The following is a 14,392-nucleotide window of genomic DNA, read 5'->3' on the forward strand; positions in this document are numbered from 1 at the left end:
TAACTTTCTAACTTTCTAACTCTAACTCAACTCCCTAATCGCATTACTAATCCCATCTAGCGTGAGTGGGTACATGCGGTTGTCCATTAACTGCTTTATAAAATCAATTGATTGATAATAGCGCCAGTGTTCAACGGATTGCGGGTTGAGCCAAGCGACTTTATCAAAGTGATTGGTTATGCGGTTTAACCAAGCGCTACCGGGTTCTTCATTCCAATGCTCAACGCTGCCACCGGGGTAGGCGATTTCGTAAGGACCCATAGTGGCATCGCCAACAAAGATCACCTTGTAGTCGCTGGTGAACTTGTTAATCAAGGTCATGGTATCAATGACGTTAGAGTGACGACGCTGATTATCTTGCCAAACATGCTCATACAAACAGTTATGAAAATAGTAAAACTCAAGGTGCTTAAACTCGCTGTGAGCAGCGCTAAATAGCTCTTCGCAGGTATGAATGTAATCATCCATTGAACCGCCGATATCAAATAGCATCAATACTTTTACTGCATTGTGGCGCTCAGGTGCCATTTTCACATCGAGCATGCCACCTTGCTTTGCAGTTGCGCGGATGGTTTCGGTTAAATCGAGGGTATCGCTGGCGCCAGTACGGGCAAATTTACGCAGTTTTTTTAGAGCGAGTTTAATGGTGCGCGAGCCGATTTCACGCTCACTATCAAGGTTTCGGTAGCTGCGTTTATCCCATACTTTTACCGCGCGGCGATGTCGGTTACCGTCTTGACCAATACGCACACCTTCAGGGTTATACCCATAGGCGCCAAATGGTGAAGTGCCACCGGTACCCACCCATTTATTACCCCCTGCATGGCGCTTTTGCTGCTCTTCAAGGCGCTGCTTGAGGGTTTCCATGAGTTTATCAAGGCCGCCCATGGCTTGTAATTGCGCTTTTTCTTCGTCACTTAAATGTTTTTCAAACTCTTTGCGTAGCCAATCATCAGGCAAGGCATGCTGCTGTTTTAAGCTTTCGAGCAGATCAAGGTCGGCCACGCCACTAAAGTAATCAGCAAAGGCTTTATCAAAACGGTCGAAATGGGTTTCATCTTTAACCATGATGGTACGCGCTAAATAATAAAACGCGTCAACATCGGCAAAAATAACTCCTTGCTTGAGCGCATTGATCAAATCAAGTAGCTCTCGCAAACTTACTGGTAAGCGGTATTCGCGAAGCTTAAAGAAAAACGCAATTAACATCTTAACGGCGGCTCATAAACGCAAGTTTTTCGATTAAGCTAATGTCTTGCTCGTTCTTTAATAGTGCTCCAAACATGGGCATTAAGCCGCCTTTTTGGCTTTTATCATGCAGTGTTTTAGCATCAATATCTTCGGCCATCAGTAGCTTTAACCAGTCGAGTAATTCGCTGGTTGATGGTTTTTTCTTAATACCGTTTACTTCACGTAGATTAAAGAACACCTCAAGTGCTTGGCGTACTAAATCTTGTTTAACATGCGGGTGATGCACATCGATAATTTGCGCCATTTCTTCACTACTTGGAAAATCAATGTAATGGAAAAAACAACGACGTAAAAAGGCATCTGGCAGCTCTTTTTCGTTATTTGACGTGATGATCACAATCGGACGTTGCTTTGCAATAACTCGCTCGCCGGTCTCATAAACATGAAACTCCATTTTATCGAGCTCTAATAGCAAGTCGTTGGGGAATTCAATATCAGCTTTGTCAATTTCATCAATCAATAGCACAGGGCGTTTGTTATGTTGCTCACCATAGGTAAAGGCTTGCCATAATTTCCCTTTTACAATGTAGTTGCTGATATCGTGCACACGCTCATCACCTAACTGGCTGTCGCGAAGACGCGATACCGCATCATATTCATACAGGCCTTGCTGCGCTTTAGTGGTTGATTTGATGTGCCATTGAATTAGCGTGGTGTCTAAACTTTTTGCAAGTTCCTCGGCCAGCATAGTTTTTCCTGTGCCGGGTTCACCTTTAATAAGCAGGGGTTTTTCGAGCAAGATCGCTGCGTTAACCGCTTGTTTTAATGAGTTACTGGCAATGTAGTTATCGGTTGAATTAAAAAGCACGATGTCACCTTATCTGGTCTGAGCAGTGATTAATAACGTCATGATGCCACAGTTAGTCGGCGTCTGAAAGGTATGCAAAACGCGGTACCGTTTTGCCCTCGACAGTGACGGTTTCTGTAAACATACTAAGCGGGCGTGCCCACATGCCAAATTCGCCGTAGAGCGCTTGATAAATTACCAATGTCTCATTCGTTTCGCTATGAGTGGCAACATATTCAACTTTGTATTTTGGACCTTTGTAATGTTGGTAAATCCCGGGTTTGATAGTCATGTGTTTATCTCGCATCTTGGAGTCATTTGGGTATAATTGCAGTTTGCACATTTTACGCTGAAACAAACTGCCTGAACTATGAATTATATTTCGTTAGATGAATACAAAAAAGCCTGGGTTTTTCGTCATAAAGATATGCCGATAAGTAGCGAAGACGCAGCGCAAATAAAACCAATGAGTGCTGAACGCGCTGCTGTTTTATGGACTACCATGGTGAGCCGAGAGCATGATCACCCTGACTTTTTTGATAAAACAGATTGGTGCGGCAAAGACGACAGCTTTTCAGAGACCATTAACTGGGAAAACGCATGGGAAGCGGGCGACGAGCAGTTACCTGAAGAAATCCTAAACCACTTAGCGTGGGAAGCAAACACGACGGTCTATTTTTGTATGGCTCGCGACAATATCATTGAAACCAGCTTTGCCGTTTTTAAGCGTTGTTGGCAAAACTTTATGTTTTTAGCTGATGGTAGTTTGTTACTAGGTAAAAAGCGTGATGCGGTGGTGCAGTTTTTAGAATCTGGTAATGCAAAATTGGGTAAAAAAGGCGCAGTAAAGTAGCGCTCAATAAACGCTCTATGCTATAAAACAGTCAAGCAATTGTTTTATAAGAGCGCGCATTGTCTAAACCAACTTCACAGAGCGAACACTCGCAACAAGCCGAAATTTGGCAAACTGATGCCGATCGTGCTTTGTATGCGCAGTTATGCAATGCATTTTATGCTCGTGAAATCCCGCGTTTGGTAAATGAACCTGATGCTGCAAGGCTAAAGCGCTTATTAGCTAGTTTGCCTTACTATATAGAGCGTTTAGCCATGCGTATAGTTAATGGCGATGCGCCATTGCAGCTAGATTCACAAAACGGCAGTTGGCTTGAAAAACAAAAATCAACGCCACCTGTTTATAATAAAAACGACTCAAAAGACTTTTATAGTCAATATGCTAAGCGCGGGTTAATTGTTCCCGTGCTAATTAATGACGAGCAATGTACAACCGTGCGCATAGACAGCTTAGATCAAGTAAGCGACAATAAGGTACATTGCAACGAGCTTGGTTGGTTTGATACTTCCGGTGAATCGCTAGAAAACGCGCATATTCAATTGCTTAAGCCCGCAAAAGCGGTGATGGCAGCAGCGTGCTGTGGTCATCAATGGCAATTTAATAAACGCATCACACCTAAGCGTTTGTCATTACGAGAAATGCTACTAGCAAGCAATATAAATTGGCGTAATTTAAAACGCCCTTTGACTTAATTTAACCGCGAAGGAGTGTTCAATGCGGGTTTTTCAATTCGCCTTGTTATGTTTGGCTTTATTTCTGCAATATCGTTTATGGTTTGGCCATAATGGTGTGCAAGATTACACTCGTTTGAAACAAGCGGTTACCTCTCATCAAGACACCAATGCTAAATTGTTAAAGCGCAATAAAGTGCTCAAAGCCGATATTGAAGACTTAAAACTCGGTCAAGAGGGCATCGAAGAGCGGGCGCGCAATGAATTAGGAATGATTAAACCTGGCGAAACCTTTATTCGCGTATTACCAGGTCAACAGCAAAATGAACACTAAGCAAACTATCACCGCCATTGTTCCCGCTGCGGGAGTTGGGAGTCGAATGCAGCATTCGGCGCCAAAGCAGTATATTGAACTTGCGGGTAAAACTATTTTAGAACATACCCTGAGTAAACTTGCAGAACTTAACGAATTAAATACCATCAAAGTAGCAGTTAGCGATGATGACGGCTACTTTGCTGATTTACCTCATATTGATAAGCGTATTGAGCGCGTATCTGGTGGTAAAGAGCGCGCTGATTCAGTGCTCAATGCATTGTTATCACTTGCGGATAACCCGCCTGATTGGGTGCTTGTTCACGATGCGGCAAGGCCGTTAGTATGCTTGGCAGATATTCAGCGTTTAATATCTGAATGTATCGCTGCCAATGAAGGCGGTATCTTAGCATCAAAAGTAAAAGACACCATTAAACGCGGTCATACGCACAGTGAACAAACGGTGCCTCGTGATGATTTATGGCAGGCACTTACCCCTCAGTTTTTCCCCTATCAGGCGCTCACAGATGCGCTATCAAGTGCCCTTAAAAATGGTGTGACTATCACGGATGAGGCATCGGCAATTGAATGGGCTAAGCAGCCTGTTAAGCTGGTTGCTGGTCGCAGTGACAACATTAAAATCACCACCCCAGAAGATTTAGATTTAGCAGCATTTTTACTGCAAAAACAACAAAACGAGAGTACCTCATGATTCGAATTGGCCATGGCTTTGATGTACACAAATTTGGCGGCGAAGGCCCGTTGGTGATTTGTGGTGAAAAAATTGATTACCCACAAGGCTTTTTAGCACATTCAGATGGTGATGTTGCCATTCACGCATTGTGTGATGCTATTTTAGGTGCATTAGCAATGGGGGATATTGGCAAGCATTTTCCAGACACTGCGAGCGAATACGAAAACATTGATAGCCGAATTTTACTACGCCACGTGGTTGGGCTTGCTAAAGATCAAGGCTATGTACTTGGTAATGCCGATGTGACGATTGTTGCGCAAGCACCAAAAATGTTGCCGCACATTCAAGCAATGCGTGAAAACTTATGCCAAGACCTTGAAGCTGATATTTCTCAAGTGAATGTGAAAGCAACAACTACTGAGAAGCTTGGGTTTGAAGGTCGCAAAGAAGGTATTTCAAGCCACGCAGTGGTGATTATGAGCAAACAAAGCGCATGAGTGAGTTAAACTACCTTTACGGTAAACCCCTTTCTAAGGCTGACTTTAAAACTCACGCCGAAGACTTCATGGTTGATGAAGACTTAGGTATTGAGTTTACAGGATCAGGTGAGCATGTTTGCTTGCAGGTTGTAAAAAAAGGCGAAAATACTCAGTTTATTGCTAAACGCATTGCCGAAAAAGCGGGGGTATCTCCACGTGATGTGAGTTATGCAGGCTTAAAAGACCGTCATGGCGTGTGTACACAATGGTTTAGTGTTCCCGTGCCAATTAAAAAACACATAGAATTTAGTGAGTTGAATAACGAGCAATTTTTTGTGGTATCGCAACAGCGTCATAATCGTAAGCTCAGAACTGGCTGCCACAGAGGCAATCGCTTTACCATTACGTTACGCAACGTGACTGAGCCGCTTGATATTTTGTGCCGTATCAACGCGGTGCGCGCCGGTGTGCCTAATTACTTTGGTGAGCAGCGCTTTGGGCATGGTGGTCACAACCTTGAAATGGCAAAACGCATGTTTGCCGGAGAGCGTATCCGCGATAAAAAATTGCGTGGCTTAGTTATTTCAGCTGCACGCTCTTATGTGTTTAATGAAATCGTGAGCATGCGCGTTGCAGAGCATGGCCTTGCAAAAACAATGCACCGCGAAGTGTTTATGCTCAGCGGCAGTAATGCATTTTTTGAAGACAATATTAGTGATGACAATATTGCCCGCCTAGCGTCTGGTGATATTGTGATGTCAGCTCCTATGGTTGGTAAAGGCGAAAAAGGCCTAACCGAAACTGAAAAAGAGTGGCTCGAGCCTTATCAGTCTTGGATAGAGGGTCTTAGCGAACTTGGCCTTAAGAATGAGCGTAGAATGTTACGACTGATCCCAGACTCATTAGCCGTTGAAACGATAGATGAAACGACCTTAAAGTTAAGCTTTGGTTTACCAAAAGGGTGTTTTGCTACCGCCTTGCTGCGTGAGCTGGTGGACTATCAAGATGCAAGCCCTAGAGAACAAAAACAAAAGGATGCGTAAATGAAAATCTTACTAAGCAATGATGATGGTGTGCATGCTAAAGGGATTGCGGTTTTGTATCATGCATTAACGCAAATTGCAGATGTGACCTTAGTGGCGCCAGATCGCAATTGCAGTGGCGCAAGTAATTCATTAACGTTAATGAATCCACTGCGTGCAACCACCCTTGATAATGGCTTTATTTCGATTAATGGCACGCCAACTGATTGTGTGCATTTAGGAGTTAATGAGTTAACCGAGCAGCAGCCCGATTTAGTGGTTGCAGGGATAAACCACGGTGCCAATTTAGGTGATGATACCTTGTATTCAGGTACCGTTGCCGCTGCCACTGAAGGCCGTCACTTAGGGCTACCTGCCATTGCAGTGTCGTTATGTTCTAAAGAAGGAAATCACTTTGAAACTGCCGCAGCGGTTGCGGTAAGTATCATCAAAGAGTTGGCATCGCATCCATTACCGAAAGATCAAATCATCAACTTAAACGTGCCTGATATTCCGCTTACCGAACTAAAAGGGGTCAAAGTAACCCGTTTAGGTTCGCGCCATAAAGCTGAAACCATGACTAAACAACAAGACCCATGGGGCCGCGATATTTATTGGTATGGTACCCTTGGCGCTGAAAGTGATGCAGGGGAAGGCACTGATTTTTATGCCATCAATAATGGATATGCATCAGTCACACCACTCAGTGTTGATATGACGGCGAAAGAAAGCTTACAAGCCGTTGATAGCTGGTTAGCAAATATGGAGATTAATAGTGCTGACTAATTATAATCGCAGTGCACTAGCATTAGCTGAATTATTAAAACGCGAGGGCGTAGAAGACAGTACGGTGCTTGAAGCGATAGCTTCTACACCTAGGCACATCTTTGTTGATGATGTTTTACAGCACAAAGCCTATCAAAATACCGCACTGCCAATCGGCCAAGGGCAAACGATTTCACAACCATACATAGTCGCACGCATGACAGAGCTGCTCCGCTTAGCTGGGGTGCGTGATAAAGTGCTTGAGATAGGCACAGGGTCTGGCTACCAAACGGCGATACTGGCAAAAACCTTTACTAAAGTGTGCTCGGTGGAGCGTATCAAAGCATTGCAATGGCAAGCAAAGCGGCGTTTGCACAAACTTGATTTATACAATGTCACCATGAAACATGGTGATGGGTGGCAAGGCTGGCAGTCACAAGCTCCATTTGAGGGAATTATTGTCACAGCAGCAGCTGCTACTATGCCACAAGGGCTTCTTGCACAACTTGCTGATGGGGGCGTTATGATTGCACCTATTGGTGAACAAGATCAGCAATTAATGATGGTCGTTAGAAATGGCGATACATTTACAGAACATAAAGTTGCACCAGTAAGATTTGTACCTTTGGTACCTGGTGATATTGAATAGGACGTTATACTTTGAAGTTGTTTACTAAGTTATATGATATGGCGCTGGTATGGGCTAAACACCGTCATGCGGAGCGTTATTTAGCAGGGATGAGTTTTGCTGAATCAGTTTTTTTTCCGGTACCACCGGATGTTATGCTAGCCCCTATGTCGCTAGCTCAACCAGATAAAGCATGGCGTTTTGCCAGCTTTACTACTATAGCCTCTGTGATTGGTGGTATTTTAGGTTACTTACTTGGCTTTTGGTTATTCGAACCTGTGGTCGAGCCTCTTATTGCCCAAATGGGTTGGCAAGCCAAATTTGACACAGCACTAGGTTGGTTTGAAAACTACGGTGTTTGGGTAGTCTTCTTAGCGGGCTTCTCTCCTATACCTTATAAGGTTTTTACAATCGGCGCTGGTTTGATGCAAATGGCATTCTTACCGTTTTTAATTGCCTCAGCTGTCGGCCGTGGCGCGCGTTTCTTTTTAGTGTCGGCCTTGATGAAATGGGGTGGCGTTAAAATGGAGCAAAAATTACGTCAATATGTTGAAGCGCTTGGTTGGGGATTAGTTGTTTTAGTCGTGGTTGCGTACTTTTTGCTACGATAACCCGCAAAACCATTAAATTAGTACGATAAGGAGCATTTTACGATGAGCAGGCAGTTAACAGTCTATGTTACTTTGTTTCTTAGTATTTTGCTCTTTGGCTGTACTTCTCGCGACGCACCGGCGCCGGTCAGTAGTTTAGATAATAAAGTTAAACCCGCCACACGCAAAGTAAATATCTCAGGCTCAAAATATGTAGTCAAAAAGGGTGATACTTTGTACTCAATTGCTTTTAGCGCTCAACAAGATTTTCGTACCCTTGCGAAAATAAACGATATTCCAGCACCTTACACTATCTTCCCCGGACAGAGTGTTTTGCTCACAAAATCGGCACAAAAACAAAAAAAGACGAAAAAATATACGAATTCGAGTAAAAAGTCTACTGTTTCTATACAAAAAAATAACAAAAAATTAAAAAAAGAGCTTGATCAGCCAAAACAACGAGAGTATGTTCAGAAACAAGCCAACAAAATAATTAGTGAAAAAAACAGTAATTCTAATGCAAAAGTTGTATGGAGCTGGCCGGCAAAAGGCAAGGTTACGCAACGCTTCTCTAATAAAGAGAATGGCTTTAAAGGATTACAGATTACTAATAAACAAGGGGCTTCTGTTTTAGCTGCTGCACATGGAACTGTGGTATACGCGGGCAACGCATTGAGGGGTTACGGTAATTTAATTATTTTGAAACATAATGATGATTACCTAAGTGCTTACGCGCACAATTCAAAGTTGCTTGTAAAGGAAAAACAGGAAGTAAAGGCGGGGCAGAAAATAGCAGAAATGGGCAGTTCAGACTCTTCGGTTACGGCTTTGAGATTTGAAATTCGTTATCGGGGTCAAGCAGTCAATCCTGCTAAGTATTTACCTTAGCCATTTAGGGTATTGATAAAGTGATTTAGCTCAATCACATATTTGCTCGGGAGGACGCTTATGGGTCACACAGCAAAACTTGAGAAAACAACTGACGCGATTGACGATAAATTTGATGACACGGTAATTGAAGATGATTCACCAGAGTTACTAGAAGAAGTCGACAACGATGATGAAATTTTTGCAAAGGATGAAGTTGCCAAGAATCTAGATGCCACTCAGCTATACCTTGGTGAAATTGGCTTTTCTCCGCTATTAAGCGCAGAAGAAGAAGTCTATTTTGCTAGAAAAGCATTGAAAGGCTGTGAAGCCTCTCGCAAGCGAATGATTGAAAGTAATTTACGTTTAGTGGTGAAAATTGCCCGCCGCTATAACAACCGAGGTCTTGCGCTGCTTGACCTTATTGAAGAAGGTAATTTAGGCCTTATTAGAGCCGTTGAAAAATTTGACCCAGAACGAGGTTTCCGTTTTTCAACTTATGCAACCTGGTGGATACGTCAAACCATTGAACGTGCCATCATGAACCAAACACGTACGATTCGCTTACCTATTCATGTGGTTAAAGAGCTAAATGTTTATTTAAGAACAGCCCGTGAATTAACACAGAAACTTGACCATGAACCAACCGCAGAAGAAATAGCAGAGTGCTTAGATAAGCCGGTTGAAGATGTTACTAAGATGCTGCGTTTAAACGAAAAAATCACCTCGGTGGATACACCAATTGGTGGTGAAAATGACAAAGCATTATTAGATATCATCGCCGATGAAAAAGACTATGGTCCTGAAGGCGAAGTACAAAACAATGACATCAACAAGCACATTGTTGATTGGCTAGGAGAGTTAAACCCGAAACAGCGTGAAGTACTTGCTCGTCGTTTTGGTTTACTAGGCTATGAGCCATCAACCCTTGAAGATGTTGGTCGTGAAATTGGCTTAACACGTGAGCGTGTAAGACAAATTCAAGTGGAAGCATTACGTCGCTTAAAAGACATTTTGCAACACGAAGGTTTAAGTACTGATAGCCTATTCGACCAATTCACCTGATTTGACAACAATGAATACCTGATCAAAGGTATAGAACCCACGGGTTCAGAACACACAAAAAAGCTGACGTAACGTCAGCTTTTTTTATATCTATTCAAAATTTAAAGTAAATCTTTTAATTGATACAGTAGTTGGTGTGCTTGTCTTGGCGTTAGGCTATCTGGATCAAGCTGTTTTAAGGTTAATTCAAGCTCAGAAGGTTCATCATCAAAACTTAATGTTTGCTGTTGCTGCTCAATAGGGGCTGTGACAGGTTGATGATTTTCAAGCATTTTAAGCTTTTGTTTTGCTTGTTGGATCACTGCCTTTGGTACACCTGCTAAGGCGGCAACTTGAAGGCCAAAGCTCTTGCTTGCCGCACCTTCAAGCACGGTATGCATAAAGGCAATGGTGTCGTTATGCTCAATGGCATCAAGGTGCACATTAACTAGCCCAGGTTTTTGCTCGGCTAGTTCGGTTAGCTCAAAATAGTGGGTTGCAAACAAAGTTTTAGCAGCAATTTTTGATGCTAAATAATCAGCCGTTGCATAGGCAAGCGATAAACCATCATAGGTTGAAGTACCGCGACCAATTTCATCCATCAGCACCAGTGATTGCGCTGTGGCGTTATTTAAAATTGTTGCCGTTTCTGTCATTTCAACCATGAAGGTTGAACGCCCTGATGCTAAATCATCACTTGCGCCGATACGCGTAAAGATACGGTCAATATTACCAATTTCTGCGCGATCAGCAGGTACGTAAGAGCCAATATGGGCCATCAAAACGATAAGCGCGGTTTGGCGCATATAGGTTGATTTACCACCCATATTTGGACCTGTGATAATCAACATTTTCCGGTCGTTATTAAGCTCTACTGGGTTGGCAATAAACGGGTCTTTCATTACCTGTTCTACCACCGGATGGCGACCTTGTTTAATGCTGATATTATCGTTATCGCATAATGTTGGTTTAGCGTAATTAAGCGCTTGTGCACGTTCAGCTAAGTTGTTCAATACATCTAAATCAGCCAGTACGGCTGCCATCGTTTGCAGTTGCGCAATGTGCGGAGCTATAAACTCAAAGAGTTGCTCATAAAGCTGTTTTTCAAGCGCCAGCGCTTTTGATTGGCTACCAAGTACTTTATCTTCGTGCTCTTTAAGCTCAGGGATAATATAGCGCTCATTATTTTTTAGCGTTTGACGGCGAATATAATCGGCAGGAACCAAGTGCGAGTTAGCGCGGCTAACCTCAATAAAAAAGCCATGCACCTTGTTATAGCCAATTTTTAAGGTGCTAATGCCAGTGCGCTCACGCTCACGTTCTTCAAGCTTTTCGAGAATATCAGTTGCACCTTGGCTTAACGCACGCCATTCATCGAGCTCACTGTTATAGCCCGGGGCAATCACACCCCCATCGCGAATAAGCACCGGTGGGGTTTCGATGACAGCACGTTCTAGTAAATCTTGTAGCTCAGGTAATTGCTGTGATTGCGCAATTATTTGACTAATACGTGGATCGTTGGCGTCCAGAAGTAATTCGTGTAATGGTGCCAGAGCTTGCAGTGCACTACGTAGGCGCGTTAAATCACGTGGGCGTGCTGTGCAAAGCGCTAAACGGGCGATAACACGCTCAATGTCGCCAATTTGCTTTAATGACTCTTGTAGCTCACCACATAATTGCGCATCGATAATTGCACTGATTGCGTTTAGTCGAGAGTTGAGCTCTGTTTTACTGCGCACAGGGGTATGAATACGACGTTTTAATAAGCGTGAACCCATCGCAGTCGCTGTTTTATCAAGTACTTGTGCAAGCGTGTTTTCGTAGCCGCCCGATAAATTTACCGTTAGTTCAAGATTTTTACGGGTTGCAGCATCTAAAATCACCGCGTGTTCGTTTTGCTCAAGGGTAATCGCACGAATATGCGGCAGGGCAATACGTTGAGTGTCTTTTACATATTGCATTAAGCAGCCCGCAGCCACCAAAGCAGCGTGTGCTTTGTCTACACCAAAACCAACCAGATCTTTGGTGCCAAATTGGTCGCACAGTAAGTGCTGGGCTGTATCTAAATCAAACTCCCATTCTGGGCGACGACGTGCGCCTTTGATATGCTCAATTAGGTGCACATTTGCAAATGTTTCACTATAAAGCAGCTCAGCAGGGGCTAAACGCTGTAATGTTGAGCTAAATGCTTCATCAGTATTTACTTCTAACACATTGAATCTGCCAGAGTTAATATCTAAATAAGCAATACCATATAAGCCTTGTTTACTTTGCCAAACGCTGGTTAGCAAGTTGTCTTGGCGTTCTTGTAACAGCGCTTCGTCAGAAATAGTGCCCGGTGTAACAATGCGCACAACTTTACGCTCAACAGGGCCTTTGCTGGTGGCAGGATCGCCAACTTGCTCACAAATAGCCACCGACTCACCCATTTGTACAAGGCGAGCTAAGTAGTTCTCTACGGCGTGATAAGGCACACCTGCCATTGGAATGGGATCGCCACCGGCTTTACCACGATGAGTCTGAGAAATATCAAGAAGTTGCGCAGCACGCTTGGCATCATCGAAGAAAAGTTCATAAAAGTCGCCCATACGATAAAACAGTAAAATATCCCGATGCTCGGCTTTTATTTTTAGATACTGCTGCATCATAGGGGTTTGTTGATTTATAGTGTGCGGTGCATAAAGATCAAACGACATGTATTTACCCAAAGGCTGAATATGGAATTACATCAAGAGATTAAAACACTTGCTGCGAAATTAGGAGCTATTTTAACGGATAAACGCTTATGGATCACTACCGCAGAATCATGCACCGGTGGTGGAGTAAGCTACGCCTTAACCGATACTCCTGGTAGCTCTAATTATATTGACCGCGCATTTGTCACTTATAGCAACCAAGCAAAACATGAACTCATTGGCGTAACAGAACAAACCTTAAATAGCTTTGGTGCGGTGAGTGAGCAAACAGTTGTTGAAATGGCATCGGGTGCAGCAAAAGCTGCAAACGCCGATATCGCAATTGCAATTTCGGGAGTCGCAGGACCCGGTGGCGGAACACTGGATAAACCTGTGGGGTTAGTTTGGTTTTGTATTCATTTTGCTGGTCAAAACTACCCAAGCAAACAGGTTTTCGCTGGTGACAGAGCTGAAGTTAGACTGCAAGCTATTGTTTATTCATTAAAAACTGTAATTGAATTGATAAAATCTGAAAATTAGCTTGATACTGTGATTTCATACAGTATACTGTCTGCATTAGCCGGATTTGGAGAACAGAATGAACGATAACAAACAAAAAGCCTTGGACGCTGCTTTATCACAAATTGAGCGTCAATTTGGTAAAGGCTCAATTATGAAACTGGGCGATAACAAAGCCCTAGACATTGAAGCAATCTCAACAGGTTCACTTGGTATCGATATCGCATTAGGTATTGGTGGTTTACCTACAGGCCGTATTGTTGAAGTGTATGGTCCTGAATCATCAGGTAAAACAACACTTACTTTACAAGTTATCGCTGAAGCTCAAAAACAAGGTAAAACGTGTGCATTCGTAGATGCTGAGCACGCTCTAGATCCTGTATACGCGCAAAAACTGGGTGTAAACATTGATGAATTACTTGTTTCTCAACCTGATACTGGTGAGCAAGCATTAGAAATCTGTGACATGTTAGTTCGTTCAAGCGCTGTTGATGTAGTTATCGTTGACTCGGTAGCAGCTTTAACACCAAAAGCTGAAATCGAAGGCGACATGGGTGACTCACACATGGGTCTACAAGCTCGCTTAATGTCGCAGGCATTGCGTAAGCTTACAGGTAACATCAAGCGTTCAAACACGCTATGTATTTTCATCAACCAAATCCGTATGAAAATTGGTGTTATGTTTGGTAACCCTGAAACAACAACGGGTGGTAACGCACTTAAATTCTACGCTTCAGTACGTATTGATATTCGTCGTATTGGTTCTGTGAAAGAAGGCGATGAGGTTGTAGGTAACGAAACTCGCGTTAAAGTTGTTAAGAACAAGGTTGCTCCACCGTTTAAACAAGCTGAATTCATCATCATGTATGGTGAAGGTATTTCTAAACAAGGCGAGTTAATTGATTTAGGTGTTAAGCATAAACTGGTTGAAAAATCAGGTGCTTGGTACAGCTACAATGGCAACAAAGTTGGCCAAGGTAAAGCAAACTCAATTAAGTTCTTAAAAGACAACCCAGAGATCGCAGATGAGATCGAAGGTAAGTTACGTGAGATGCTATTACTTCAGGCAACTGTGCAACCAGAAGATGGTGAAGATGCAGGCCTATTAGCTGAAGACGAGCTATAAACACCGCAAAAGAGTACAGTTAAGCGTGATTTGACCCGCACTTAACACAAAAAAGACCGCTACACAGTTAGCGGTTTTTTTATGGATGAAAGTTAGAGAGGGGAAAGT

General features: G+C 43.1%; 17 protein-coding genes. 13 read left to right on the forward strand and 4 right to left on the reverse strand.

Going from position 1 to position 14,392, the window contains the following annotated elements; all coding sequences use genetic code 11:
- Positions 1-21: 21 nt before the first annotated feature.
- From CWC28_RS18590 to CWC28_RS18600, 3 genes are read right to left on the reverse strand one after another with little or no spacing between them, the layout of a single operon-like run.
- Positions 22-1,209, reverse strand: a complete 1,188-nt coding sequence (locus CWC28_RS18590; protein WP_138625602.1) for a vWA domain-containing protein — start codon at positions 1,207-1,209, stop codon at positions 22-24.
- A 1-nt stretch (position 1,210) separates the two neighbouring features.
- Complete coding sequence (locus tag CWC28_RS18595; RefSeq protein WP_063703233.1) at positions 1,211-2,059, reverse strand: AAA family ATPase; 849 nt, start codon at positions 2,057-2,059, stop codon at positions 1,211-1,213.
- A 52-nt stretch (positions 2,060-2,111) separates the two neighbouring features.
- The gene (locus CWC28_RS18600; RefSeq protein ID WP_428614813.1) at positions 2,112-2,345 is read right to left on the reverse strand and encodes a DUF1653 domain-containing protein; all 234 of its coding nucleotides are present in this window, start codon (positions 2,343-2,345) and stop codon (positions 2,112-2,114) included.
- A gap of 63 nt (positions 2,346-2,408) precedes the next feature.
- Here CWC28_RS18600 and CWC28_RS18605 point away from each other — a divergent pair, with 63 nt between their 5' ends.
- From CWC28_RS18605 to rpoS, 11 genes are read left to right on the forward strand one after another with little or no spacing between them, the layout of a single operon-like run.
- Positions 2,409-2,891, forward strand: a complete 483-nt coding sequence (locus CWC28_RS18605; protein WP_063703236.1) for a DUF2947 domain-containing protein — start codon at positions 2,409-2,411, stop codon at positions 2,889-2,891.
- A 59-nt stretch (positions 2,892-2,950) separates the two neighbouring features.
- Positions 2,951-3,583: a hypothetical protein gene (locus CWC28_RS18610; protein ID WP_063703237.1), complete on the forward strand. Its 633-nt coding sequence runs from the start codon at positions 2,951-2,953 to the stop codon at positions 3,581-3,583.
- A 22-nt stretch (positions 3,584-3,605) separates the two neighbouring features.
- Positions 3,606-3,896, forward strand: a complete 291-nt coding sequence (gene ftsB, locus CWC28_RS18615; RefSeq protein WP_063703238.1) for a cell division protein FtsB — start codon at positions 3,606-3,608, stop codon at positions 3,894-3,896.
- Positions 3,886-4,587, forward strand: a complete 702-nt coding sequence (gene ispD / locus CWC28_RS18620; protein WP_138625603.1) for a 2-C-methyl-D-erythritol 4-phosphate cytidylyltransferase — start codon at positions 3,886-3,888, stop codon at positions 4,585-4,587. The genes ftsB and ispD overlap by 11 nt, the downstream gene beginning before the upstream one ends.
- Positions 4,584-5,066: a 2-C-methyl-D-erythritol 2,4-cyclodiphosphate synthase gene (gene ispF, locus CWC28_RS18625; protein WP_138625604.1), complete on the forward strand. Its 483-nt coding sequence runs from the start codon at positions 4,584-4,586 to the stop codon at positions 5,064-5,066. Before ispD ends, ispF begins: the two co-directional genes overlap by 4 nt.
- The gene (truD, locus tag CWC28_RS18630) at positions 5,063-6,091 is read left to right on the forward strand and encodes a tRNA pseudouridine(13) synthase TruD (RefSeq protein ID WP_105174846.1); all 1,029 of its coding nucleotides are present in this window, start codon (positions 5,063-5,065) and stop codon (positions 6,089-6,091) included. The genes ispF and truD overlap by 4 nt, the downstream gene beginning before the upstream one ends.
- Positions 6,092-6,856, forward strand: coding sequence for a 5'/3'-nucleotidase SurE (gene surE, locus CWC28_RS18635; protein WP_054551143.1), 765 nt, complete (start codon positions 6,092-6,094; stop codon positions 6,854-6,856).
- A complete protein-coding gene (locus CWC28_RS18640) occupies positions 6,846-7,484 on the forward strand; it encodes a protein-L-isoaspartate(D-aspartate) O-methyltransferase (RefSeq protein WP_063703242.1) in 639 nt (212 codons plus the stop codon). Before surE ends, CWC28_RS18640 begins: the two co-directional genes overlap by 11 nt.
- Before the next feature lie 11 nt (positions 7,485-7,495).
- On the forward strand, positions 7,496-8,074 hold the full coding sequence (locus CWC28_RS18645) for a YqaA family protein (RefSeq protein ID WP_063703243.1): 579 nt from the start codon (positions 7,496-7,498) through the stop codon (positions 8,072-8,074).
- A 42-nt stretch (positions 8,075-8,116) separates the two neighbouring features.
- Positions 8,117-8,941, forward strand: coding sequence for a peptidoglycan DD-metalloendopeptidase family protein (locus CWC28_RS18650; protein ID WP_105174845.1), 825 nt, complete (start codon positions 8,117-8,119; stop codon positions 8,939-8,941).
- Between the two features lie 60 nt (positions 8,942-9,001).
- Positions 9,002-9,985: an RNA polymerase sigma factor RpoS gene (gene rpoS, locus CWC28_RS18655; RefSeq protein ID WP_063703245.1), complete on the forward strand. Its 984-nt coding sequence runs from the start codon at positions 9,002-9,004 to the stop codon at positions 9,983-9,985.
- 101 nt (positions 9,986-10,086) lie between these two features.
- On the opposite strand, the gene mutS is transcribed toward rpoS, so the two are convergent.
- Positions 10,087-12,660 carry a DNA mismatch repair protein MutS gene (gene mutS / locus CWC28_RS18660; RefSeq protein WP_105174844.1) on the reverse strand — a complete coding sequence of 858 codons (2,574 nt, stop codon included), beginning with the start codon at positions 12,658-12,660 and terminating at the stop codon, positions 10,087-10,089.
- Positions 12,661-12,681: 21 nt separating this feature from the next.
- On the opposite strand from mutS, the gene CWC28_RS18665 reads away from it, so the two are divergent.
- Both CWC28_RS18665 and recA read left to right on the forward strand, forming a co-directional pair.
- Entirely contained in the window at positions 12,682-13,179 is a 498-nt protein-coding gene (locus tag CWC28_RS18665) for a nicotinamide-nucleotide amidohydrolase family protein (protein ID WP_063703247.1), read from the forward strand.
- 58 nt (positions 13,180-13,237) lie between these two features.
- Positions 13,238-14,284 carry a recombinase RecA gene (gene recA, locus CWC28_RS18670; RefSeq protein ID WP_063703248.1) on the forward strand — a complete coding sequence of 349 codons (1,047 nt, stop codon included), beginning with the start codon at positions 13,238-13,240 and terminating at the stop codon, positions 14,282-14,284.
- Positions 14,285-14,392: the final 108 nt, after the last annotated feature.

Origin of the sequence: Pseudoalteromonas sp. S4492 (assembly GCF_005886115.1) — a bacterium.
Lineage (GTDB): Bacteria > Pseudomonadota > Gammaproteobacteria > Enterobacterales > Alteromonadaceae > Pseudoalteromonas > Pseudoalteromonas gelatinilytica.

Coding starts and splice junctions, on each gene's coding strand:
- CWC28_RS18590 (WP_138625602.1), bottom strand. CDS start 1,209: ATGTTAATTGCGTTTTTCTTTAAGCTTCGCGAATACCGCTTACCAGTA.
- CWC28_RS18600 (WP_428614813.1), bottom strand. CDS start 2,345: ATGCGAGATAAACACATGACTATCAAACCCGGGATTTACCAACATTAC.
- CWC28_RS18605 (WP_063703236.1), top strand. CDS start 2,409: ATGAATTATATTTCGTTAGATGAATACAAAAAAGCCTGGGTTTTTCGT.
- ftsB (WP_063703238.1), top strand. CDS start 3,606: ATGCGGGTTTTTCAATTCGCCTTGTTATGTTTGGCTTTATTTCTGCAA.
- ispD (WP_138625603.1), top strand. CDS start 3,886: ATGAACACTAAGCAAACTATCACCGCCATTGTTCCCGCTGCGGGAGTT.
- ispF (WP_138625604.1), top strand. CDS start 4,584: ATGATTCGAATTGGCCATGGCTTTGATGTACACAAATTTGGCGGCGAA.
- truD (WP_105174846.1), top strand. CDS start 5,063: ATGAGTGAGTTAAACTACCTTTACGGTAAACCCCTTTCTAAGGCTGAC.
- surE (WP_054551143.1), top strand. CDS start 6,092: ATGAAAATCTTACTAAGCAATGATGATGGTGTGCATGCTAAAGGGATT.
- CWC28_RS18650 (WP_105174845.1), top strand. CDS start 8,117: ATGAGCAGGCAGTTAACAGTCTATGTTACTTTGTTTCTTAGTATTTTG.
- rpoS (WP_063703245.1), top strand. CDS start 9,002: ATGGGTCACACAGCAAAACTTGAGAAAACAACTGACGCGATTGACGAT.
- mutS (WP_105174844.1), bottom strand. CDS start 12,660: ATGTCGTTTGATCTTTATGCACCGCACACTATAAATCAACAAACCCCT.
- CWC28_RS18665 (WP_063703247.1), top strand. CDS start 12,682: ATGGAATTACATCAAGAGATTAAAACACTTGCTGCGAAATTAGGAGCT.
- recA (WP_063703248.1), top strand. CDS start 13,238: ATGAACGATAACAAACAAAAAGCCTTGGACGCTGCTTTATCACAAATT.